Source organism: Enterobacter cloacae complex sp. P6RS (assembly GCF_014982245.1).
GTDB lineage: Bacteria > Pseudomonadota > Gammaproteobacteria > Enterobacterales > Enterobacteriaceae > Enterobacter > Enterobacter bugandensis.
Genome location: NZ_JADCLB010000018.1, coordinates 174,010 through 196,264, shown reverse-complemented (window position 1 = coordinate 196,264; position 22,255 = coordinate 174,010). Strand labels below are relative to the sequence as shown.

The window sequence follows — 22,255 nt, the reverse complement described above, 5'->3', positions numbered from 1 at the left end:
ATCACCCCTTACCTTACGATTTTGCTTTCGGCATCTGGGAAACCAGCGACAGGTTGACGTCCATCCCTTCCACCTGGAAGTGCGGGATAGCGTACAATTTCACGCGGAAGAAGCCCGGGTTATCCTCAATATCTTCCACCACCACTTTCGCGTCACGCAGTGGGTGAGACGCCTGAAGTTCATCGCCCGGATCGGTCATTTCGGTCACCAGGCTGCGGACCCAGGTATTCAGTTCCAGCTCAAGCAGTCGGCGATCCTTAGTGGTTCCGATGTTTTCGCGCTGAATCAGCTTCAGGTAGTGGGCGATACGCGACAGCAGGAAGATGTACGGAAGACGCGCATTGATGCGGCTGTTCGCCGTTGCATCTGCGGTGTCATACAGCGCCGGTTTCTGCGTGGAGTTAGCCGAGAAGAAGCAGGCGTAGTCGCGGTTTTTGTAGTAGGACAAAGGAATGAAGCCCAGATTCGCGAATTCGAATTCACGGGTTTCAGGAATCATCACTTCGCTCGGGATTTTTACCTGATTGCCAGTACCGAGATCGTACAGATGGATAGGCAGGTCCTGAACCGCACCACCAGCCTGTGGCCCACGGATTTGTACACACCAGCCATTATTGATAAAGCTGCGCACCATGTTGGACGCAAAAGCAAACGATGCGTTGGTCCACAGGTATTTGTCGTGATCCGGACCTTTGACTTCTTCGACATAATTGAAGCTGCGAACCGGAACGGTATCCGGGCCATACGGTAAGCGTCCCAGCACGCGCGGCATCACTAGGCCAATATAGCGCGCGTCGTCCGTATCGCGGAACGATTTCCACTTGATGTACTCTGCGCGGTCGAAATAGTTACCAATATCTTTAATCGCCGCAACGTCTTCCATTGAATCCTTGAGGAAGAATTTCGGGCCTGCCGAGCCAATAAACGGCATATGTGCCGCAGCAGAGACTTTAGAGATATTGCGCAGCAGAGCGACATCCTGAGCTGAAGCATCGAACTCGTAAGCGGAAATCAGCGCCGCAATCGGCTCGCCGCCCGGGGTATCATATTCGTCGATGTAGGTGTGTTTATACAGACCACTCTGGATCACCTCCGGACAGTCTTCAAAGTCCTGGCGCAGGTCTTCTTTAGACATACTCAGAAGCTCAATTTTCACGTTCTGGCGAAAATCGGTTTTATCCACCAGCGACTTCACCCCGCGCCACAGGCTCTCAACCGCCTGAAATTCATCATGGTGCATTACAGCGTCCAGCTGGCGGCTGATCTGAAAATCAAGCTCAGCGATATGGTGATCAATCAGGCTTTTATCCAGTTTTTCGACTTTCGAGCCTGCTTTGGTCAGACACTCCAGAAAGACCTGCATACCTGCAGTCAGACGTTCATCGGCGGTGGCATCCGACATCGCCTGCGCATCTTGCCAGATATCCAGCGCGCTCAGCTCAGACACCGGGCTCAGATTGATTTTCTCAAACAGGGAAGCGTAAACCCCACCCGCTGCTGGGCGCTCCAGCACCACGCTTTCACCGCCAGTAATATTATTTTGTACAGACATGAGCATTCCTTGATTAATCCGTTAAAACAGCCTGATGGTTACGATTTTTTTGACGCCAGTGCGGATAATTCATTTCGCAACTCAGCGCTAAGCGACTGGTCAAGAACGATTTTTTCCAGCTCCTTTCGGAAAGTCTGGTTGTCCAAAAGGTTGGCTTTCAAATCACGGAGCAAGTTGCGCATCGCCAGCATCGCCTTCAGTTGCGGTATCTGAGCAGCCACCTGCTCTGGCGTGAAATCTTTCATGCTCTGGAAAGTCAGCTGAATGTTGTCCTCACCGCCATCATCAGCCAGCGTATTTTTAACGGTCAGATTAACTTTTGGGGAATATTCGGAAAGAACGCTATCAAAATTGTTCTTCGTGACATTAACCTTTTCGCGCTCAAATATTGGCGCTGTGTCCTGCCCATTACTAAAATCACCCGCAACAAGCAATTTCAATGGTAATTCCATTTTCTTGCTTGCTCCGCCAGTATGCAGGTCAAGCTTTAGGTTAATACGTGCCTTAGGCACTTCATTCTGAAAACTGTCAGCCATCTCATCATCCCTCTTTGGTTTTGCTATGCCAACTTCACGGTATCGCTTTGATGCGCAATCATAGAATAATGATCGACACAAAATCAAATACGCAGATCATTAACCCGCAATGAGAAATTTCTTAAGAATTTTCTGCTAAACTATTATTGTGTAATGCCCTGCCAAGCCAGAAAAAGAAACTACTCTTTTCGCGCAAACCAAATATTTATATCGTTAAAAGGATCGCAACCAGTGAGATACTAATAAAAACAACTTATTTTGATTTGCATCACGACACTTTGTCAAAAAAGCATGAATTAACTGAAAGAAGCTATTGAGGAACGTAAAATAAGAAGAAACGAAAAAGTATGAAAAGTGAATATTTTATTGATGGCATGAATAATATATAAGATTTTTCCTTATGAAAATTCTTATTTATTATATGTAGTAAAAAATTCATTTCCGGATACTTAACGAGTCGTCAATCATTAATACCGTGCTTGTTCGTGAATTGATTTTATCCTTGCACAAAGGCTTCTGCTCGCCGCGCAAGGAGGAGGGGTGCTCTCAATGCGGCTGTTTATAAAATCTGTAAAATCAAACACCTCCTGGATCGTCGCTTTTTTAATCAAAAACGAGTCATAGCACATAACGTATAACGGTGCTACATTACGCCGCCCACCCAAATCAGCAGTGGCCAGGTAACGCCGTAAAGTTCGGTAAAGCCTGCAACCATCACCTTGAAGAACGGTCTTATCGGCACGTCGTATCGCACACGCTGCGCTACCTTTACAGGCTTCACATAGGTTTCACTATTTTGTCTCAATCCAAATTTCAACGCGCGTTTTTACACCCGCGTTACTGGTTTACATGGTTTGGTCTTGGCGTTCTCTGGCTGCTGGTACAACTCCCCTACCCTGTGCTGCGTATGCTGGGGTCGAAACTGGGCAGCGCATCCCGCTATTTCCTGAAGCGTCGCGAATCTATCGCGCGTAAAAACATCGAGCTTTGCTTTCCTCAGTACAATGCTGAAGAACGCGAGAAACTGATCTCTGAAAACTTTAAATCCATCGGCATGGCGCTGCTTGAAACCGGCATGGCCTGGTTCTGGCCGGATGAACGCGTCCGCAAGTGGTTTGATGTAGAAGGACTGGACAACCTTAAACGCGCTCAGCTGCAAAAACGCGGCGTGATGGTTGTTGGCGTGCACTTTATGTCGCTGGAGCTGGGCGGGCGCGTGATGGGCCTTTGTCAGCCAATGATGGCAACCTACAGACCGCACAACAGTGCACTGATGGAGTGGGTTCAGACGCGAGGCCGCATGCGTTCCAATAAAGCGATGATCAGCCGTAACAACCTGCGCGGTATGGTTGGCGCCCTGAAGAAAGGTGAGGCCGTCTGGTTTGCTCCTGACCAGGATTACGGACGCAAAGGCAGCAGCTTTGCCCCCTTCTTTGCCGTGAAGGATGTAGCGACGACCAACGGGACTTTCGTCATTTCGCGTTTGTCAGGTGCCTCCATGCTGACCGTGACGATGGTGAGAAAAGCGGATAAGTCAGGCTACCGTCTGCATATCTCTCCGGAAATGGCTAACTATCCGGAAAACGAGTGTGAAGCGGCAGCGTTTATCAATAAGGTCATCGAAAGTGAAATCATGCGCGCACCGGAGCAATATCTCTGGATGCATCGCCGTTTCAAAACGCGTCCTCTTGGTGAAGCCTCCCTCTATGTTTAAGCCCTGTATGAAGGTTAGTTTCGCTAAGAAACTAGCCTTTTCAACCACCTGTCATCTCACTGCAAAACCGTCTTTGATGGCGTCGCCCAAAGTGAATTTATTGCGCTGTGAAATCAAACTGTCGCCGTTCCACGACACTCGTAAGTGGCGGAAATTATTTAAAAAAATCCCTCTTGTCACCCCTCATTTTTAAGCGTACATTAGCGCCGTCTGGCACCAGGAAAGCACAGAATTCTGAGCGGGAGTCATCGGCGTAACGGGAAAATTCTCATTTCTGTTTAGCCGGGATTTCAGTTCTCTATAATCAGTTGGACTCTGTTTTTAAATGCGTACCACAAGATACGCGGAGCGATGAAACGTGAAATATTTCTTTATGGGCATTTCGGTGATCGTTTTAGTCTGGGCCGGAACCTTTGCCCTGATGATCTAGTGAGAACATGCAGTCAAAAAAACAGGAGCCATTTGGCTCCTGTTTTTTTGTCATGAGGACACGGGGTTTTCAGCAACGCTCTTTGCTGAGAGCAGGCCATCGGCCCGGAACATACTCTTGATGCCCCTCACCGCCTGACGAATACGGTCGCTGTTTTCGATTAAAGCAAAGCGCACGTGGGTGTCGCCATAATCACCAAAGCCGATGCCCGGGGACACACACACCTTCGCGTCCTGCAGCAGCTTTTTAGCAAACTCCAGCGAACCCATCGCTGCGTACGGTTCCGGAATTTTCGCCCAGACGTACATGGACGCTTTCGGCATCTCTACCATCCAGCCAGCCTCATATAACCCTTTTACGAGTACGTCGCGGCGACGCTTATACTGAGCAGCAATGTCGTGAACGCACTGCTGATCGCCCTCCAGAGCGGCAATAGCGGCAACCTGCAGCGGCGTGAAGGTACCGTAATCGTGGTAACTCTTGATGCGCGCCAGTGCACTTACCAGCGTTTTGTTACCCACCATAAAGCCAATACGCCAGCCCGCCATGTTGTAGCTTTTCGACAGGGTAAAGAACTCCACCGCCACGTCACGCGCGCCCGGAACCTGCATTATCGACGGGGCTTTCCAGCCGTCATAGACGATATCGGCGTAGGCTAAATCATGAACCACCAGCACGTCATAACGCTTGGCCAGAGCGACAACTTTCTCGAAGAAATCAAGCTCCACGCACTGCGCCGTTGGGTTCGACGGGAAACCGAGGATCATCATCTTGGGTTTCGGGTAGCTTTCGCGAATGGCGCGTTCCAGTTCGTTAAAGAAATCGACACCTTCCACCAGCGGAACAGAGCGCACCTGCGCCCCGGCAATCACCGCGCCGTAGATATGGATTGGGTAACTAGGATTGGGTACCAGCACCGTATCACCGTGATCCAGCGTGGCCAGCATCAGATGTGCCAGCCCTTCTTTCGAGCCGATGGTGACAATCGCCTCACTTTCAGGATCGATATCAACCTGATAACGATCCTGATACCAGCGCGAGATCGCGCGACGTAACCTGGGAATACCGCGCGAGGTTGAGTAGCCGTGCGTATCCGGGCGCTGGGCAACCGTGCAGAGCTTTTCAACGATATGCGGTGGCGTTGGGCCGTCAGGGTTACCCATGCTGAAATCGATAATATCTTCGCCGCGCCGACGCGCAGCCATCTTCAGTTCTGCAGTGATATTGAAAACATAAGGGGGGAGACGATCGATACGCGTAAAACGGCGTTCAGGACTGAATTCAGCCATAGATTCCTCAGATTAACGTTAGCGCCCGGACCGTCCGAGCGACGCTGCCACCGATGTGGCGTGCTTAGAAAATAACCTGAAAAAAATCACGCTGTCGAGAGGGAAATGAAAAAAAAGCGTCCGCGTGAAAACCGGAACACTCCAATACATGAAAGTGAAAGCAGGGTTCTGATATTGGCTTTCCGTTAGCCGTTATTTAACACAATGATATCAAAACAGTTACCTGGTGATTTGGCGCTGAGAAAAAATCGGGTAGCATCAATCCTCACCTGACAATCCCCTTTGTAAACTATGGTTTTTCCTCATTTGATAAACCCGACGGATAGCTGGTCAATACGCCCCAGGTTTTTTATCATGGTTCTTTCCCGTTTGCCCAGGTCTGCTCCGTGCACGAGATATTCACTATGCTGCTGGCGGTTTTTGACCGTGCGGCATTAATGCTGATTTGCCTGTTCTTCCTGATTCGCATTCGCCTGTTTCGCGAGCTTTTGCATAAATCCGCACACTCGCCGAAAGAGCTGCTGGCCGTTACCGCCATCTTTTCTCTGTTCGCACTGTTTAGCACCTGGTCCGGGGTGCCGGTAGAGGGTTCGCTGGTTAACGTGCGCATTATCGCCGTCATGTCCGGCGGAATTTTGTTTGGCCCGTGGGTGGGTGTCATCACCGGCGTGATTGCCGGGACCCATCGCTACCTGATTGATATCGGTGGCGTAACGGCAGTGCCATGCTTTATCACCAGCATTATCGCCGGGGTGCTTTCCGGCTGGATCGGCCGCAAAATCCCCAAAAAACAGCGCTGGCGCGCCGGGATTGCTGCGGGCATGGTGTGCGAAACGCTGACCATGATCCTGGTCGTCGTCTGGGCACCCACCACCGCGCTGGGGCTGGATATCGTCTCGAAAATCGGTATTCCTATGATCCTGGGCAGCGTCTGCATCGGTTTTATCGTGCTGCTGGTGCAGAGCGTTGAAGGGGAAAAAGAGGCCAGCGCCGCCCGTCAGGCCAAGCTGGCGCTGGATATTGCCAACAAAACGCTGCCGCTCTTTCGCCACGTTAACGCGGAGTCGCTGCGCCAGGTCTGCGAGATTATCCGCCACGACATTCACGCTGACGCCGTCGCCATCACCAATATCGACCACGTGCTGGCCTACGTAGGCGTTGGAGAACACAACTATCGCGACAGTGATGACACCATTAGTCCGACCACCAGACAGGCGATTAACTACGGAAAAATCATCATTAAAAACAATGATGAAGCTCACCGAACGCCGGAAATTCACTCGATGCTGGTGATCCCGCTATGGGAAAAAGGCGTTGTAACGGGCACGCTGAAAATTTATTACTGCCACGCGCATCAGATCACCTCCACGCTGCAGGAGATGGCCATTGGCCTGTCGCAGATTATCTCTACTCAGCTTGAGGTCTCCCGGGCAGAACAGCTGCGTGAGATGGCAAATAAGGCAGAGCTGCGCGCGCTGCAGAGCAAAATTAATCCCCATTTCCTGTTTAACGCGCTCAACGCTATCTCCTCTTCCATTCGTTTGAATCCGGACACCGCGCGCCAGCTGATTTTTAACCTGTCGCGCTATCTGCGCTACAACATCGAACTGAAAGATGACGAGCAGATCGACATTAAAAAAGAGCTTTATCAGATCAAAGACTATATCGCGATTGAGCAGGCGCGCTTTGGCGACAAGCTCACGGTGATTTACGATATTGATGAAGAGGTCAACTGCGTGATCCCGAGCCTGCTGATCCAGCCGCTGGTTGAAAACGCGATTGTTCACGGTATTCAGCCCTGTAAAGGCAAAGGTGTGGTCACCATCAGCATCACCGAAAGCGGCAACCGGGTACGAATTGCGGTACGCGATACCGGCCACGGGATTGACCCAAAAGTCATTGAGCGCGTGGAGTCTAACGAGATGCCCGGGAATAAAATCGGGCTGCTGAACGTGCACCACAGAGTCAAGCTTCTCTACGGCGACGGGCTGCATATTCATCGTCTTGAACCAGGCACTGAAATCGCTTTTTACGTCCCGAATGAGCGCTCCCCTGTTCATGCGGCGACATCTTTATTACCTCAGGGTGAGTAATATGAAAGTCATCATCGTTGAAGATGAATTCCTGGCTCAACAGGAACTAACCTGGCTTATCAAAACCCACAGCCAGATGGAGATTGTGGGTACGTTTGATGATGGTCTGGACGTGCTGAAGTTTCTGCAGCATAACCGGGTTGACGCGATTTTTCTGGATATCAATATTCCCTCGCTGGACGGCGTGCTGCTGGCGCAAAATATCAATCAGTTTGCCCATAAGCCGTTTATTGTGTTCGTTACCGCATGGAAAGAGCATGCCGTAGAAGCCTTCGAGCTGGAGGCATTTGACTATATTCTGAAGCCTTACCAGGAGTCGCGAATTGTCAGCATGCTGCAAAAGCTGGAGGCCGCATGGCAGCAACAGAGCGCTCCGGCTACCGCCAGCCCGACGATACGGGAAAACGACACCATTAATCTGGTCAAAGATGAGCGCATCATCGTGACCCCGGTCAACGATATCTACTACGCCGAAGCGCACGAAAAGATGACGTTTGTCTATACGCGGCGGGAATCGTATGTCATGGCGATGAACATTACCGAATTCTGCAGCAAGCTTCCGGCAGCCCACTTTTTCCGCTGCCACCGTTCGTTTTGCGTCAATTTAAATAAGATCCGCGAGATCGAACCGTGGTTTAACAACACCTATATTTTGCGCCTTAAGGATTTGGATTTTCAGGTGCCAGTGAGCCGCAGCAAAGTGAAAGAATTCCGCCAGCTGATGCACCTGTAACGAAAGAGCCCTCTCCCGCGGGAGAGGGTAATGATACATCAGAGAATTTGACCGAGAACCTGACGCAGATGGGCACCCGAACCCAGCAGGCCTGGGTTATCATGCACGATGAGATAAACGGGAATGTCCTGTACGTAGCTTCTGAAACGCCCTTTATCTTCAAACCCGCCGCGGAAACCGGAGGCTTTAAAGAAGTCGAGGAAGCGCGGCACGATCCCGCCCGCAATATAGACCCCGCCAAAGGTGCCCAGCGTCAGCGCCAGGTTGCCGCCGAACCGTCCCATAATGACGCAGAACAGCGAAAGAGCGCGACGGCAGTCGATGCAGCTGTCCGCCAGCGCGCGTTCAGTGACGTCTTTCGGCTGCAGATTTTCCGGCAGACGACCGTCCGATTTCACAATCGCACGATACAGGTTCACCAGCCCCGGTCCTGACAGGACGCGCTCGGCGGAAACGTGGCCGATCTCCGCGCGTAACTCTTCGAGGATAATGCCCTCTTCTTCGCTGTTTGGCGCAAAGTCCACATGGCCGCCTTCACCCGGCAGGCTCACCCAGCGCTGAGCAACATGCACCAGGTGAGACACGCCCAGGCCGGTACCGGCCCCGTAAACCGCAATCGGCTTGCCCTCGACCGGTTCAGCGCCGCCAAACTGAATCAGGTGCTCCGGCTTCAGCATCGGGATCGCCATGGACACCGCGGTGAAGTCATTGATGATTTCCAGATGCGCAAAACCGAGATTCTTTTTCATCTTTGCGATGGAGAATGCCCAGGTATGGTTGGTCATTGCGACCCAGTCGCCGGTTATCGGGCAGGCAATGGCGATGCAGCCGTCTTCGACGCTCACCTGATGCTCTTCCAGATAGACGCGAACAACGGCCTCAAGGCTTGGGTAATCCAGCCCTGAGTAGGTTTTCGCCCGGGAAATTTCACCGCTACTTACATCGCATAATGCGAGACGCGCGTTCGTGCCGCCCACATCGCCTACCAAAGCATACTTTGTCATTCTTCTACTGCTCCGCTAAAGTCAGAATAAATCTTTCGGACACTGTAAATTCAAGGCGTGATAACAACAACGACCGGAAGGTGAATGCCCGTGGATTATCGATCTTCGTCACAGAATAACTTTACCGTTTCAGCACCTTTTGCACTATTGCCATAAGGCTTAATATGCAAAGTAACGTCATTGCATTTTGTACAAGGAAATCATCATGCTCCACCCGCGAGCCAGAACCATGCTGTTGCTGGCAATTCCGGCGCTGATCATTGGCGTGGCCTCAAGCCTGGTCCTTATCGTCGTGATGAAAATCGCGTCGGTGCTACAAACACTATTATGGAACGCGCTTCCGGCTGGACTGGGCGTCACCGCTGATTCTCCTGCCTGGATCGTTGGGATGCTGACGTTAACCGGTATTGCAGTGGGCCTGGTGATCCGTTTTAGTCCCGGCCATGCCGGCCCCGATCCGGCACAGGAACCGCTGATTGGTGCCCCGGTAGCCCCCTCGGCGTTACCAGGGCTCATCATTGCGCTGATTATCGGTCTGGCTGGAGGCGTTAGTCTGGGACCTGAGCATCCGATTATGGCCGTGAACATTGGCCTGGCGGTTTTTCTTGGTTCACGCATATTGCCTCGCGTCGGCGCGCTGGACTGGACCATCCTCGCCTCCGCAGGCACCATCGGGGCGCTTTTTGGCACGCCTGTCGCTGCTGCCCTGATCTTTTCTCAGACGTTGGCCAGTGATAACGACGTCCCGCTCTGGGATAAGCTGTTCGCTCCACTGATGGCCGCGGCTGCCGGCGCGCTGACGACAAGCCTGTTTTTCCATCCCCATTTTTCCCTCTCTCTGCCGCACTACGGAGAGATGCGGATTGCAGATATATTCAGCGGCGCCATCGTCGTCGCGATCGCCATCGCGCTGGGCATGGTGGCGGTATGGTGTCTTCCGCGCCTGCACCGGCTGGTGCATAAACTCAAACATCCGGTATTGATTCTGGGAACAGGGGGGCTAATCCTCGGTGTTTTAGGCGCAATTGGCGGAACGGTGACCCTGTTCAAAGGTCTGGACGAGATGCAGCAGCTGGCCTTCAGCCAGGTATTTAGCGTGTCCGATTACCTGTTGTTTGCCGTCATCAAGCTGGCGGCGCTTGTCGTTGCTGCAGCGTGCGGTTTCCGCGGCGGGCGTATCTTCCCGGCGGTGTTTGTCGGCGTGGCGCTGGGGCTGATGCTGCACGAGCATGTCGACGCGGTTCCGGCGGCGATTACCGTATCCTGCTCTATTCTGGGGCTGGTACTGGTGGTGACGCGCGATGCATGGCTGAGCCTGTTTATGGCGGCGGTGGTGGTGCCGGATTCGACGCTGTTCCCGCTGCTCTGCATCGTGATGTTGCCCGCCTGGCTCCTGCTGGCGGGCAAACCGATGATGATGGCCTGGCGAAACGACAAATAATCAGGCGCTATTGCGCGCTTCCAGCGCTTTGGTGAGCGCCCCCAGCAGCGGTGGGATATCGGCTTTTGGCAGCATCACCTCAATCAGCGAGAGCCGCTCGTGGTGCGCCACTTTTTCCAGCACGTCCGCCAGCTGCTCCGCTTCACTGACTTGCCAGCACTGGGCCTGAGGATCGAGGCTCAGGGCCTGCGGGATTTGCGTCCAGTTCCATAGCGCAATGTCATTGTAACGCTGTTCCGGCCCGTGAATTGCCCTTTCAACCGTGTATCCTTCGTTGTTGAGCACCAGAATGATGGGATGTTGTTTATCACGCAACATTGACCCGAGCTCCTGAATGGTCAGCTGTGCCGCGCCATCCCCCGTCAGCACAATCACTCGCCGGTTCGGGCATGCCGTTTGCGCACCGAACGCCGCGGCCAGGGTGTAGCCGATCGAGCCCCACAGCGGCTGGACGATAAAATTCACGTCGGCAGGCAAACGCAGGTCAATCGCGCCGAAGGCCGAGGTGCCCTGATCGGCCAGGATGATGTCTCCCGGGCGAATAAACGTTTGCAGCGTTTGCCAGAAATTCTCCTGCGTAAGTGAGCCGTCCGGCTGAGTGAAATTCATCGCGCTGTGCGATGCCGGAACAGGCTTATCGTGAATATGCTGTTTGCACAGCTCCAGCAGCGCTTCAATGGCCTGGGCCATCGGGATGCCGGTAAACCAGATATCGCCGACGCGGGCGGCATGAGGCTGGACTTCTATCGTCTGTGCAGGCGTTAACTGATGGGTAAACCCGGCCGTCAGAGTATCGGTAAAACGCGTGCCGATGCACAGCACCGTATCCGCCCCCTCTATCGCCTCTTTTACCGGACCGGCACTGGCCGAACCGCTGTAGGTACCGTTAAAACCGGCGTTACGTTCGTCGAATATGCCTTTGCCCATCAGCATCGTGGCATGCGCCATCGGCACATCCTTCACCCACTTCTGCAGCGCGTGCTTCAGCCCATGGCGCAGGACAAGAAAATCCGCTAACAGCGCGGTACGCTTACTCGCTGCCAGTTGACGCTCCGCAGCATCCCGGAACGCTTTCAGGCAGGCGCTATCGGCATGGGCATGCCGAAGCGTGAGAGCGTTTACAGGCGGCGTAGCGGCTTTTTTTGCCACATCAGCAGGTAACATCAAATAGCCGGGGCGACGTTCCCGGAGCATCGTCGTCAGTACCCGGTCGATTTCATAACAGGCGTTTTGTTCGGTCAGGATCGCCTGTGCAACGGTGATCGGCTCGCTCATATGGTAAAAATGACGGAACTCACCATCGCCCAGCGTATGGTGCAGCAGTTCCCCTCTTTGCTGAGACGCCATCCCCGGCGCGCCAACAATATGCAGCACCGGAACGTGCTCGGCATAGCTGCCCGCAATGCCGTTCATGGCACTTAATTCGCCGACGCCAAACGTCGTCAGCAGCGCGGCGAAGCCCTTACATCGGGCATATCCGTCAGCGGCATAAGAGGCGTTTAACTCGTTGGCACAGCCCACCCAGCAGATATCCGGGCTGTCTATTACGTGGTCGAGAAACTGCAGGTTATAGTCGCCCGGCACGCCAAACAGATGATCGGCTCCACAATCTGTAAGACGGTCCAGCAGGTAATCGGCGACGCAGTACGGGGTACGCATAAACAGGTATCCTTCTGATGTTGACCTCACTTTGAGTATTAAATAAGCGTGATGGCTGTCCAGAATTGGTGATAAGAAGGCTATGGAAAGAATGCTTTACAAAAAATGCTGAGCTATGCTGCTTTTTTTCACGTTAATGTAAACGTATACACTGATTTTTCTCTTCAGCACGAGAGGTCATACGAATGGGTTATCAGCCGGACAAAAATCGTTATCAGACAATGGAGTATCGCCGCTGTGGGCGAAGCGGACTCAGGTTGCCCGCGGTCTCGCTGGGGCTGTGGCATAACTTTGGTGACGCCACGCTCATCGAAAATAGCCGTCAACTTTTACAGCGCGCGTTCGATCTGGGTATTACGCATTTCGACCTTGCCAATAACTATGGTCCCCCGCCGGGGTCTGCCGAGCGTAATTTCGGCCGTATTTTGCAGGAGGATTTCCTGCCCTGGCGCGACGAGCTGATCGTCTCCACGAAAGCGGGATATACCATGTGGGACGGCCCTTACGGCGACTGGGGATCGCGTAAATATCTGCTGGCAAGCCTCGATCAAAGCCTGAAGCGCATGGGGCTGGAATATGTCGATATCTTCTATCATCACCGTCCTGACCCGGAAACGCCGCTGCAGGAAACCATGAAAGCGCTTGACCATCTGGTGCGCCAGGGCAAAGCCCTGTATGTCGGGTTATCCAACTATCCTGCCGAGCTGGCGCGAAAAGCGATTGATATCCTGAATGACCTGGGCACGCCCTGCCTGATCCACCAGCCGAAATACTCGATGTTCGAACGTTCGCCGGAAGAGGGTTTGCTGGATGTTCTGCAGGAAAAAGGGGTCGGCTGTATTCCCTTCTCGCCGCTGGCAGGGGGACAGTTGACCAACCGGTATCTTAACGGTATTCCCGCCGATTCCCGTGCGGCAAGCGGCAGTCAATTCCTTAACCCGGAACAGATCACCGAAGAGAAGCTTGAGAAAGTGCGCCAGCTAAACGCCCTGGCAGAAAGCCGCGGCCAGAAACTCTCGCAGATGGCGCTTGCCTGGGTATTACGCCATGAGGAGGTCACGTCGGTGCTGATCGGAGCCAGCAAAACGGCTCAGATTGATGATGCCGTGGGTATGCTGGAAAACCGCCAGTTTACCGCAGAAGAACTTTCTCTAATCGACCAGATCCTGAGCAGTTCAAAATAAAACCACTTTTAGCAAAAAGTGCTCTCCCTCGGGAATTCGGAGTTGAGGCGATGAAACGAGCCTTTACCAACTCGTAATATTGCGTTAACAGGCCCCACGAAGGCCCCGATCGTGAAGGAGAAAGAGTATGTTCAGGTCACTGATTCTTGCAGCGGTATTACTGGCTTCAGCCCCGCTGGTCGCCACTGCTGGCGAAATCACCCTGTTGCCATCAGTAAAATTACAAATTGGCGATCGTGACGACTACAGCAGATACTGGGACGGTGGCTACTGGCGCGACCGTGATTACTGGCATCGTCACTATGAGTGGCGCGGCGATCGCTGGTGGAAACATGACAACGGCAGACACCGCGGCTGGTATAAAGACAACGCCTATGAGCGCGGTTACCGTGAAGGCTGGCGGGATCGTGATGACCGTCGCGGCTGGGGTCGCGGCAAAGGTCATGGTCACGGCCATCATCACTAATCCAAAAGGAGCCCCTGCGGCTCCTTTTTTGTTAAAGACCCAGCGCGGTTCCCACCAACAACCACAAGTTCAGCGCCACGACGACCACCACGATGGCCCACCCGGCCCGTTTCACCAGCGTCGTATTAACCAGTTCTCCCATCAGAGTTTTATTGCTGGTGAAAATCAGCAGCGGCACCAGCGCCAGCGCAATACCAAAGCTCAGCAGCACCTGGCTCATCACCAGAATTCGCGTTGGATCGAGCCCCATCATAATCACGATAAACGACGGAAGCATGGTGATAAAACGACGCACCCACAATGGAATATGGAAGCGAACAAATCCCTGCATTACCACCTGCCCTGCCAGCGTCCCCACCACCGTGGAGGAGAGACCGGCGGCAACCAGGCTCAGACCAAATATCGTGGCAGCAGCATGGCTCAGTAACGGCTCGAGCGTGAGGTAAGCCTGGTCGAGATCGGCGACGCCAGTATGACCGTTAAAGTGGAAAGCGGCGGCTGCGGTGGCCATCATCGCCAGATTCACAAAACCCGCGATGGTCATGGCGATTGCCACATCCCATTTGGTTGCCGAGTAGCGTTCTTTACGCGTCCCGCCGTGCAGATGCTGGGTTAACGAGGAGTGCAAATAAATGACATGCGGCATAATGGTCGCCCCAAGGACCCCAGCGGCCAGGAAAACCGCTTCCGAAGTTGGCAGGCTTGGGATCACCATGCCTTTCGCGAGCTGCGCCAGATTCGGCTGTGAGAAAATCAGCTCGACGATGTACGCCGCAGCAACAAACAGCAGCAGGCCACCAATGACCTTCTCCAGCGGTTTTTGACCCCGACGTTGCAGCATCAGGATCAGGAATGTGGCAATCCCGGTCAGCACCGCCCCCTGTAACAGCGACACGCCCAGAATCAGCTTAAAGCCAATCGCTGCCCCGATAAATTCAGCGAGATCGGTTGCCATGGCGATAATTTCCGCCTGAACCCAGTAGAGCCACACCGCCGGACGGGGATAATGGTCGCGAATTTGCTCCGCAAGGTTTTTACCCGTGGCAATCCCCAGTTTTGCAGAGAGCATCTGAATCAGCATCGCCATCAGGTTTGCCCAGACGACCACCCACAGCAGCTTATAGCCGAAACTGGCCCCGGCCTGAATATTGGTCGCAAAATTACCCGGATCGATATAGCCGATGGCAGCAATAAAAGCAGGTCCCATTAATGCGAACCGCAACTTGCGCGCGGCTCTACCACTGCTACCCTCTACGCGACTGTTTGTCATTATCTGCCTCTGGAAATATAGCCTTTGCTATGTTTAATGCTATCAAAATGAGAATGATTATCAAGATCATTTAGAGAGTTTAAAATGATTTCTCTGATAGCTAAGAACAATAGATGGGCAGGTGGTGCGACATCACAGAATGTGAAAATGCGCGGTCATTTGTGAAGCGTAGCACACAAACTTAACTTTTCACTCATTTACCTAACATAACAAAAATGTATTGTGGATCACTAATTTTGAGACTCGTCACAGGATGTAACTATAGTGTGTCCCTGATCTCGTTTTCTTTTCGCTTGTTACATAGAATGTGCACGAAAATTAAACCTGCCTCATATTTGGAGCAAATATGGACCGCGTCCTTCATTTTGTCCTGGCACTTGTTGTCGTTACTGCACTCGCATTGCTGGTCAGCACAGACCGCAAAAAAATTCGTATTCGTTATGTTGTCCAGCTGCTGGTCATTGAAGTTTTACTTGCGTGGTTCTTCCTGAACTCCAACGTAGGCCTCGGCTTCGTGAAAGGCTTCTCCGAAATGTTCGAAAAACTGCTCGGATTCGCCAACGAAGGGACAAACTTTGTCTTCGGTAAAATGAACGACGAAGGTCTGGCATTCTTCTTCCTGAAGGTACTGTGCCCAATCGTCTTCATCTCCGCGCTGATCGGTATTCTGCAGCACATCCGAGTTCTGCCGTTCGTTATTCGTGGCATTGGTTTCCTGTTATCCAAAGTAAACGGCATGGGTAAGCTGGAATCTTTCAACGCCGTAAGTTCCCTGATCCTCGGTCAGTCTGAGAACTTCATCGCGTATAAAGATATCCTCGGCAAAATGTCCCGTAACCGCATGTACACCATGGCGGCAACCGCAATGTCTACCGTTTCCATGTCTATCGTGGGCGCGTACATGACCATGCTGGAGCCAAAATATGTGGTTGCAGCGCTGGTTCTGAATATGTTCAGCACCTTTATCGTTCTGTCGCTGATCAACCCGTATCGCGTTGACGCCAGCGAAGAGAACATCCAGATGTCTAACCTGCACGAAGGTCAGAGCTTCTTCGAAATGCTGGGTGAGTACATCCTGGCCGGTTTCAAAGTGGCGATTATCGTTGCCGCGATGCTGATCGGCTTTATCGCCCTGATCTCCGCACTGAACGCCCTGTTCGCCGCTGTGCTGGGCATCTCCTTCCAGGGCATCCTGGGCTACATCTTCTACCCTGTCGCATGGGTGATGGGTGTTCCAGCTCACGAAGCGCTGCAGGTGGGCAGTATCATGGCGACCAAACTGGTTTCTAACGAATTCGTTGCGATGATGGATCTGCAGAAAATCGCCAGTACGCTCTCTCCACGTGCGGAAGGCATTCTGTCCGTATTCCTGGTCTCCTTCGCGAACTTCTCGTCCATCGGTATTATCGCCGGTGCGATTAAAGGCCTGAACGAAGAACAGGGTAACGTGGTTTCTCGCTTTGGCCTGAAACTGGTTTACGGCTCCACCCTGGTGAGCGTCCTGTCAGCTTCTATTGCTGCGCTGGTTCTGTAACGTTTACCGTAAAAAAAACCGGGAGACTTGCTCCCGGTTTTTTTATGCCCGCAATTCTTCCAGCGGTTTGGGTTTGCCTATCAGGTAGCCCTGGAGATAGTCCACGCCGAAGCGTAGCAGCATCTCCCGCTGCGCTGGCGTCTCAACATATTCTGCCACCACGCACAGTGATTTCGTCTTCGCCAGATTACATATCGACTGGACGATCATTGCGTCCATATCATCAGTACAAATATCTTTCACGAAACAGCCGTCAATTTTAATGATGTCTGCCTGCAGGCGTCTCAGACGCTCGTAGTTGGCGTAGCCGGTACCAAAATCATCGATGGCAATCCTGAAACCGTAGTCCCGCAGCTGCTGAATGTTGTGGATGCTGCAGCCGGAATTGGAGAAGGCCTGCTCTTCGGTGATCTCAATCACGACAGCCTGAGGCGCAACGCCGTACCGTTCAAAGAGCGCACAAATCTCAGTCGCCACCTCATTTTGCATCAGCGTAAGCGGCATCAGATTGACAGAGAATCGGGCGCCAGCCTGCGTCGCGGGGTGATCGCGCAGCCACAGCAGTAATTTTTCCATGACGCACATATCAAACCGGTGGCTGAGGTTGAACTGGGCAATCAGGGGAATAAAGCGGTCAGGGGTGATGATCTCGCCCTCGCTCTCCATACGCGCCAGAATTTCGTAGTACCCGCTACCGTCCGCCTTCTGGATCGGCTGCGCATACAAATGGAACTGCCCCGCCTCCAGGGCGTGCTTAATCCGCGCCAGCATCAGGACACGCTCCGTTGTTTGTCCTGATGCAGCTTCCAGGCTATTCGTCAGCGCAAGAACGTTGTGCGCTCCGCAGGATTGCTCGGCCAGCCAGCTCAGTTGCCCCAGCGTGTGGTGCAGTTTCTCACCGTTTTCGACCATTCCCCAGGACGCGCCAAATTCGATATCCAGCCCGGTATTGTTCCAGAAAATCTTACGGCTGTTCAGCCGATCAACCATATGCTGGAGGCGCTCGGCCGTTCCCTGCCCAAGCAATACCAGCACCAGCTCGCTTCCCGGCAGCTGGAAAAGCGTTTCATCTTTTTGCAACAGCGGCTGGAGAGAGGACGTGATCATTCGTTTGCAGTGCACCCGCATGAGAATGCCGTAATGGCGGCTCAAAAACTCCAGATTATCCATTCTCAGGCAACACACTTTGGCATCCGGGTGGTCGAGGAGAAAATCTTCCAGCGCACGAATGTTGGGTAATCCTGTCAGCGGATCGGTGAGCGCTCTGTCCTGCCAGCCCTGCTTCAACCATTCGCTTCGCTGATAGATACGCGACATATAAAGCAGGCAGATAGCAAAAGAGATCAGTACCGACAGGATAAAGGAGAGCGAATGGCCCGACTCCACTCCGTTTAGAAAGTTGTAATTGTAGGTCAACAGCAGAAGCGCAGAGGTGGCCCACAGCAGGGAGATAAGCGCGTAGCTCAGACGGCTAATCGCTAACGTAAAGAGAATGAAAATAATCGGCATCAAATAGCCCGCAATAACAGGCGACTCAAAAGGCGCACATAAAATTGCGATGATGGCGATTAACAGCATCAGCCAGACGAATATATATAATGATTTCTTGTGTAAAAACACGGGCTTCACACTTCGCCGCCAGAACTTGATGGCATAACGAGGATTAATAATCATTCTTAACGGATAATAGAACATCATGGTAAAAATCATCGCCGCGCATATCAGGCTTTGAATATCAACAACGTTATAAATTACCGTTCCTTCGCCGAAGAAAGTTGAGATTGTGACCGGAAAATCAAAGAAATAGCCAGCGAGATACATCGACATTTTAATGCCTATCGGCACCATAAAGCCGAGCCAAAATATGCGTAACCCAATGTGCCTGTTGGGCATACAGTAGCGCCAGCGCCGGCCCAGCAGAAGGCGCAGAACACCGCAGGCAGCGAATACGGAGAAAGTCTGACAGAACAGTAATACTGAATATTGTAGCGGTGCTAAATTAACGTTAAATATATTAGCAACCATAAAACTTATCAGAATAGGCAGAATACCGCGGCGCCCCAATAACAGCATAATCGCCAGCATAACGCTTAACGGGAGCCACGCTAAATAAACGTCGTGTTCATTAACAATTGCACGCGGGGAGAGATAACGGGAAACGGGAACCGCAATCAGACAGATCGCCAGAGCAATTATAAATATCTTTACATTATTATACGATTTTCTATTCATTAAGCTGGGGAGATTATTATCCATTCATATCATTGACCGCATGGATAATAGGTTTATTAATTACGCGAATCAAGTTGAAGTCTATTTATAGACTGATTTATTGATTTCGGTTGAGGTGGGATATGGAAAAAAACCATTTTGGCAACAAAATACGTTTAGGGGTGTTACAAAAACATAAAAAAAACCCTCGTCTTTTGACGAGGGTTTAAAATTTTGGTGGAGCTAAGCGGGATCGAACCGCTGACCTCTTGCATGCCATGCAAGCGCTCTCCCAGCTGAGCTATAGCCCCACATGTTACTTTACTAACCACACTCTGTTGGGTTCAGAGTTTGGTGGAGCTATGCGGGATCGAACCGCAGACCTCCTGCGTGCAAAGCAGGCGCTCTCCCAGCTGAGCTATAGCCCCATAGTAAAGCTGTCATGTTGACGGGCGGCATAATATGAATTCCACCGCGGAGTGTCAACGGCAAAATCAATAGCCGCGGTTCAATCGCCGAAAAATCATGCAAATGAATCACTTTGCGAGCCTGCTCGCAGTCATGAGTTAAGCCTGTCACGTTTTCACGTAAAACGGTGCTATAAAATGAGCCGTTAATTAACCCCACGAATATTCAGGAAATTGCATGATCAAGGAACGAATGACGCCGGAAGAGTTAGCCCTGCTCACTGGCTATAGCCGACAGACCATCAATAAATGGGTACGCAAAGAGGGTTGGATAACGTCGCCCAAGCCCGGTGTCCAGGGGGGTAAAGCGCGCCTGGTGCATGTGAACGAAAAGGTGCGTGACTTTATCCGCAGCGCACGCCGGGCAACGGAAACATCCGCTATGCCTGACGGCATCAGCACTGACGGTTCGCTTCATACCCTACTCCTGACGCTGGCTAATGAAATGACGCCGGAAGAGCAGAAGCAGATGACATCGCTGCTATTGCGGGAAGGGATTACCGGTTTGTTGCAACGTTTAGGGATTCGCGACCAGAATTAATATGAAAAGACTACGTAGCAAAATGACCACGGAAGAGCTGGCGGAGAATTTGGGTGTTGCCAGACAAACGGTAAATCGCTGGATACGGCAGCAGGGGTGGAAAACCGAAGGACTCAATGGCGTAAAAGGCGGTCGGGCGCGGCTCATTCACGTTGATGCACGCGTGAAGGAGCATATTATGAGCCTCCCGGCTATCCGTAACCGCCAGGCGGTTTATCATCTGGCTGAGGTGGCCTCATCCTACAATGAACAGCCTTCACGTCTGCGTCCGGGCATTATCGAAACGCTGGAGAGTATGACTGAGCTTGAACAGCAGCGTCTGGATACCTTACTGAAGCGCGAAGGCATACGCGGTTTTCTTGCTCGTCTGGGTATTGCCGAATAAAAGGCAAAAAAAACGGCAGGATACCCTGCCGTTTTTCTTATGGATGGCTTAGTTACTGCTGATTTTCACGTTCTGCAATAAAATCCAGCGCCTTGTTGATGCGCGCCACGCTGCGTGACTTGCCGATGGCATGGACAGTCACGTCCAGCGCCGGAGACTGACCCGCGCCGGTCACCGCAACGCGCAGCGGCATACCGACTTTGCCCATGCCCACTTCCAGTTCGTCTGCGGTCGCCTGAATGGCGTGATGCACATTCTCAGCGGTCCACTCGGTGAGCGCAGCCAGCTTGTCGCGCACCACTTCCAGCGGCTGACGCGCAACCGGGCGCAGGTGCTTCTTCGCGGCGTCGGCGTCGAACTCATCAAACTCTTCATAGAAGTAGCGGCAGCTTTCGGCAATTTCTTTCAGCGTTTTGCAGCGCTCGCCGAGCAGTTTTACCAGGTCCGCCAGCTCAGGGCCAGTGCGGGTATCAATGTTTGCCTGCTCAATGTGCCACTGCAGGTAAGTCGCCACATATTCCGGCGGCATGGTATTGATGTAGTGATGGTTGAGCCACAGCAGCTTGTCGGTGTTGAATGCGCTGGCAGATTTGCTCACAGAGCTCAGAGAGAACAGTTCGATCATCTCTTCGCGGCTGAAGATCTCCTGGTCGCCGTGAGCCCAGCCCAGACGCACCAGATAGTTCAGCAGCGCTTCCGGCAGATAGCCGTCGTCGCGATACTGCATGACGCTGACCGCACCGTGACGTTTAGACAGCTTTTTACCGTCGTCGCCGTTGATCATGGAGACGTGCGCATAGACCGGAACAGGTGCATTCAGCGCTTTCAGGATGTTGATCTGGCGTGGGGTATTGTTGATATGGTCTTCACCACGGATAACGTGGGTAATTTCCATATCCCAGTCATCAACCACGACGCAGAAGTTATAGGTTGGGGAACCGTCGGTACGGCGTATGATCAGATCGTCCAGCTCCTGGTTGCTGAATTCGATCGGGCCACGGATCTGGTCGTCGAAAATCACCGAGCCATCCTGCGGGTTAGCAAAACGCACCACGCATGGCTCATCAGCGGCATGCTCGCTGTGGTCGTGGCGGCAGCGGCCGTCATAACGCGGTTTTTCACCGTTCGCCATCTGCTCTTCACGCAGCGCATCCAGACGCTCTTTGGAGCAGTAGCACTTATACGCCGTGCCCGCGACCAGCATCTCATCAATAACAGCGTTATAGCGGTCAAAACGTTTGGTCTGGAAATACGGGCCTTCGTCCCACTGCAGGTTCAGCCAGTTCATACCATCCATAATGGCTTCAATTGCTTCCGGCGTGGAGCGCTCAAGATCGGTATCTTCTATACGCAGCACGAACTCACCTTGGTTGTGGCGTGCAAAAAGCCAGGAATAGAGAGCAGTACGAGCACCACCGACGTGCAGATAGCCTGTCGGGCTCGGCGCGAAGCGAGTTTTGATTTTCATGAAATGGCCTTACGTTATAAAGATGCCGGCAATCGGCAAATCCCGGGGAAAAAACGATGGGCAATATTCTATCACTGTGGGGGGATTCCTCAATGTCGATCCCTTTATCGTGGCGGAGTTTGCTGTTTTTGTTTAGAAATCATGCGCCACCGCCCGTTTTGTGATCGTTTTGTTTAATTTTACGACGAACGAATAAAAACTTTAGAAAATGCGTTGACTCATTTTCAACTCTCCCTATAATGCGACTCCACACAGCGGGGGTGATTAGCTCAGTTGGT

General features: G+C 52.4%; 19 protein-coding genes and 2 tRNA genes. 10 read left to right on the top strand and 11 right to left on the bottom strand.

What is annotated here, in order from left to right; genetic code table 11:
* Positions 1–13: 13 nt before the first annotated feature.
* The 3 genes from tssC to INF73_RS12320 all read right to left on the bottom strand — a co-directional run bounded on the left by tssC (position 14) and on the right by INF73_RS12320 (position 2,869).
* Positions 14–1,558 (bottom strand): type VI secretion system contractile sheath large subunit, encoded by a 1,545-nt coding sequence (gene tssC / locus INF73_RS12330; RefSeq protein WP_193541844.1) that lies wholly within the window; start codon positions 1,556–1,558, stop codon positions 14–16.
* A gap of 32 nt (positions 1,559–1,590) precedes the next feature.
* Entirely contained in the window at positions 1,591–2,088 is a 498-nt protein-coding gene (gene tssB, locus INF73_RS12325; protein WP_193541847.1) for a type VI secretion system contractile sheath small subunit, read from the bottom strand.
* Positions 2,089–2,731: 643 nt separating this feature from the next.
* Positions 2,732–2,869 (bottom strand): hypothetical protein, encoded by a 138-nt coding sequence (locus INF73_RS12320; RefSeq protein WP_162196518.1) that lies wholly within the window; start codon positions 2,867–2,869, stop codon positions 2,732–2,734.
* 12 nt (positions 2,870–2,881) lie between these two features.
* Here INF73_RS12320 and lpxP point away from each other — a divergent pair, with 12 nt between their 5' ends.
* On the top strand, positions 2,882–3,802 hold the full coding sequence (gene lpxP / locus INF73_RS12315) for a kdo(2)-lipid IV(A) palmitoleoyltransferase (RefSeq protein ID WP_193542821.1): 921 nt from the start codon (positions 2,882–2,884) through the stop codon (positions 3,800–3,802).
* Positions 3,803–4,160: 358 nt separating this feature from the next.
* On the top strand, positions 4,161–4,232 hold the full coding sequence (ypdK, locus tag INF73_RS22280) for a membrane protein YpdK (RefSeq protein WP_099458937.1): 72 nt from the start codon (positions 4,161–4,163) through the stop codon (positions 4,230–4,232).
* Positions 4,233–4,282: 50 nt separating this feature from the next.
* On the opposite strand, the gene alaC is transcribed toward ypdK, so the two are convergent.
* On the bottom strand, positions 4,283–5,521 hold the full coding sequence (gene alaC, locus INF73_RS12305; RefSeq protein WP_193542819.1) for an alanine transaminase: 1,239 nt from the start codon (positions 5,519–5,521) through the stop codon (positions 4,283–4,285).
* Positions 5,522–5,907: 386 nt separating this feature from the next.
* Between alaC and INF73_RS12300 the strand changes: the two genes are divergently transcribed.
* Positions 5,908–7,614 carry a sensor histidine kinase gene (locus INF73_RS12300; RefSeq protein WP_041908832.1) on the top strand — a complete coding sequence of 569 codons (1,707 nt, stop codon included), beginning with the start codon at positions 5,908–5,910 and terminating at the stop codon, positions 7,612–7,614.
* A 1-nt stretch (position 7,615) separates the two neighbouring features.
* On the top strand, positions 7,616–8,347 hold the full coding sequence (locus INF73_RS12295; protein ID WP_028013980.1) for a LytTR family DNA-binding domain-containing protein: 732 nt from the start codon (positions 7,616–7,618) through the stop codon (positions 8,345–8,347).
* 38 nt (positions 8,348–8,385) lie between these two features.
* On the opposite strand, the gene glk is transcribed toward INF73_RS12295, so the two are convergent.
* The gene (gene glk, locus INF73_RS12290) at positions 8,386–9,351 is read right to left on the bottom strand and encodes a glucokinase (RefSeq protein ID WP_193542816.1); all 966 of its coding nucleotides are present in this window, start codon (positions 9,349–9,351) and stop codon (positions 8,386–8,388) included.
* A 205-nt stretch (positions 9,352–9,556) separates the two neighbouring features.
* Here glk and INF73_RS12285 point away from each other — a divergent pair, with 205 nt between their 5' ends.
* Positions 9,557–10,792, top strand: coding sequence for an ion channel protein (locus tag INF73_RS12285; RefSeq protein WP_028013982.1), 1,236 nt, complete (start codon positions 9,557–9,559; stop codon positions 10,790–10,792).
* On the opposite strand, the gene ipdC is transcribed toward INF73_RS12285, so the two are convergent.
* Positions 10,793–12,451 carry an indolepyruvate decarboxylase gene (gene ipdC, locus INF73_RS12280; RefSeq protein WP_193542814.1) on the bottom strand — a complete coding sequence of 553 codons (1,659 nt, stop codon included), beginning with the start codon at positions 12,449–12,451 and terminating at the stop codon, positions 10,793–10,795.
* 185 nt (positions 12,452–12,636) lie between these two features.
* Between ipdC and mgrA the strand changes: the two genes are divergently transcribed.
* Entirely contained in the window at positions 12,637–13,635 is a 999-nt protein-coding gene (gene mgrA, locus INF73_RS12275; RefSeq protein ID WP_126345384.1) for an L-glyceraldehyde 3-phosphate reductase, read from the top strand.
* A 127-nt stretch (positions 13,636–13,762) separates the two neighbouring features.
* Positions 13,763–14,101: a DUF2502 domain-containing protein gene (locus INF73_RS12270; protein WP_193542812.1), complete on the top strand. Its 339-nt coding sequence runs from the start codon at positions 13,763–13,765 to the stop codon at positions 14,099–14,101.
* 31 nt (positions 14,102–14,132) lie between these two features.
* On the opposite strand, the gene INF73_RS12265 is transcribed toward INF73_RS12270, so the two are convergent.
* Positions 14,133–15,371 carry an Nramp family divalent metal transporter gene (locus INF73_RS12265; RefSeq protein WP_045631032.1) on the bottom strand — a complete coding sequence of 413 codons (1,239 nt, stop codon included), beginning with the start codon at positions 15,369–15,371 and terminating at the stop codon, positions 14,133–14,135.
* A gap of 346 nt (positions 15,372–15,717) precedes the next feature.
* On the opposite strand from INF73_RS12265, the gene INF73_RS12260 reads away from it, so the two are divergent.
* Positions 15,718–16,905, top strand: a complete 1,188-nt coding sequence (locus INF73_RS12260) for a NupC/NupG family nucleoside CNT transporter (protein WP_008501591.1) — start codon at positions 15,718–15,720, stop codon at positions 16,903–16,905.
* A 42-nt stretch (positions 16,906–16,947) separates the two neighbouring features.
* Here INF73_RS12260 and INF73_RS12255 read toward each other — a convergent pair whose 3' ends face one another.
* The 3 genes from INF73_RS12255 to INF73_RS12245 all read right to left on the bottom strand — a co-directional run bounded on the left by INF73_RS12255 (position 16,948) and on the right by INF73_RS12245 (position 19,544).
* Positions 16,948–19,137 (bottom strand): EAL domain-containing protein, encoded by a 2,190-nt coding sequence (locus INF73_RS12255; RefSeq protein WP_045631031.1) that lies wholly within the window; start codon positions 19,135–19,137, stop codon positions 16,948–16,950.
* A gap of 214 nt (positions 19,138–19,351) precedes the next feature.
* Positions 19,352–19,427: transfer RNA gene (locus INF73_RS12250), tRNA-Ala, on the bottom strand.
* A 41-nt stretch (positions 19,428–19,468) separates the two neighbouring features.
* A tRNA-Ala gene (locus tag INF73_RS12245) sits at positions 19,469–19,544 on the bottom strand.
* Between the two features lie 217 nt (positions 19,545–19,761).
* Between INF73_RS12245 and INF73_RS12240 the strand changes: the two genes are divergently transcribed.
* Positions 19,762–20,124, top strand: a complete 363-nt coding sequence (locus INF73_RS12240) for a YfeC-like transcriptional regulator (RefSeq protein WP_028013988.1) — start codon at positions 19,762–19,764, stop codon at positions 20,122–20,124.
* A 1-nt stretch (position 20,125) separates the two neighbouring features.
* The gene (locus INF73_RS12235; protein ID WP_032644902.1) at positions 20,126–20,509 is read left to right on the top strand and encodes a YfeC-like transcriptional regulator; all 384 of its coding nucleotides are present in this window, start codon (positions 20,126–20,128) and stop codon (positions 20,507–20,509) included.
* Between the two features lie 52 nt (positions 20,510–20,561).
* Here INF73_RS12235 and gltX read toward each other — a convergent pair whose 3' ends face one another.
* Positions 20,562–21,977 carry a glutamate--tRNA ligase gene (gene gltX, locus INF73_RS12230; RefSeq protein WP_045631029.1) on the bottom strand — a complete coding sequence of 472 codons (1,416 nt, stop codon included), beginning with the start codon at positions 21,975–21,977 and terminating at the stop codon, positions 20,562–20,564.
* Between the last annotated feature and the right edge of the window lie 278 nt (positions 21,978–22,255).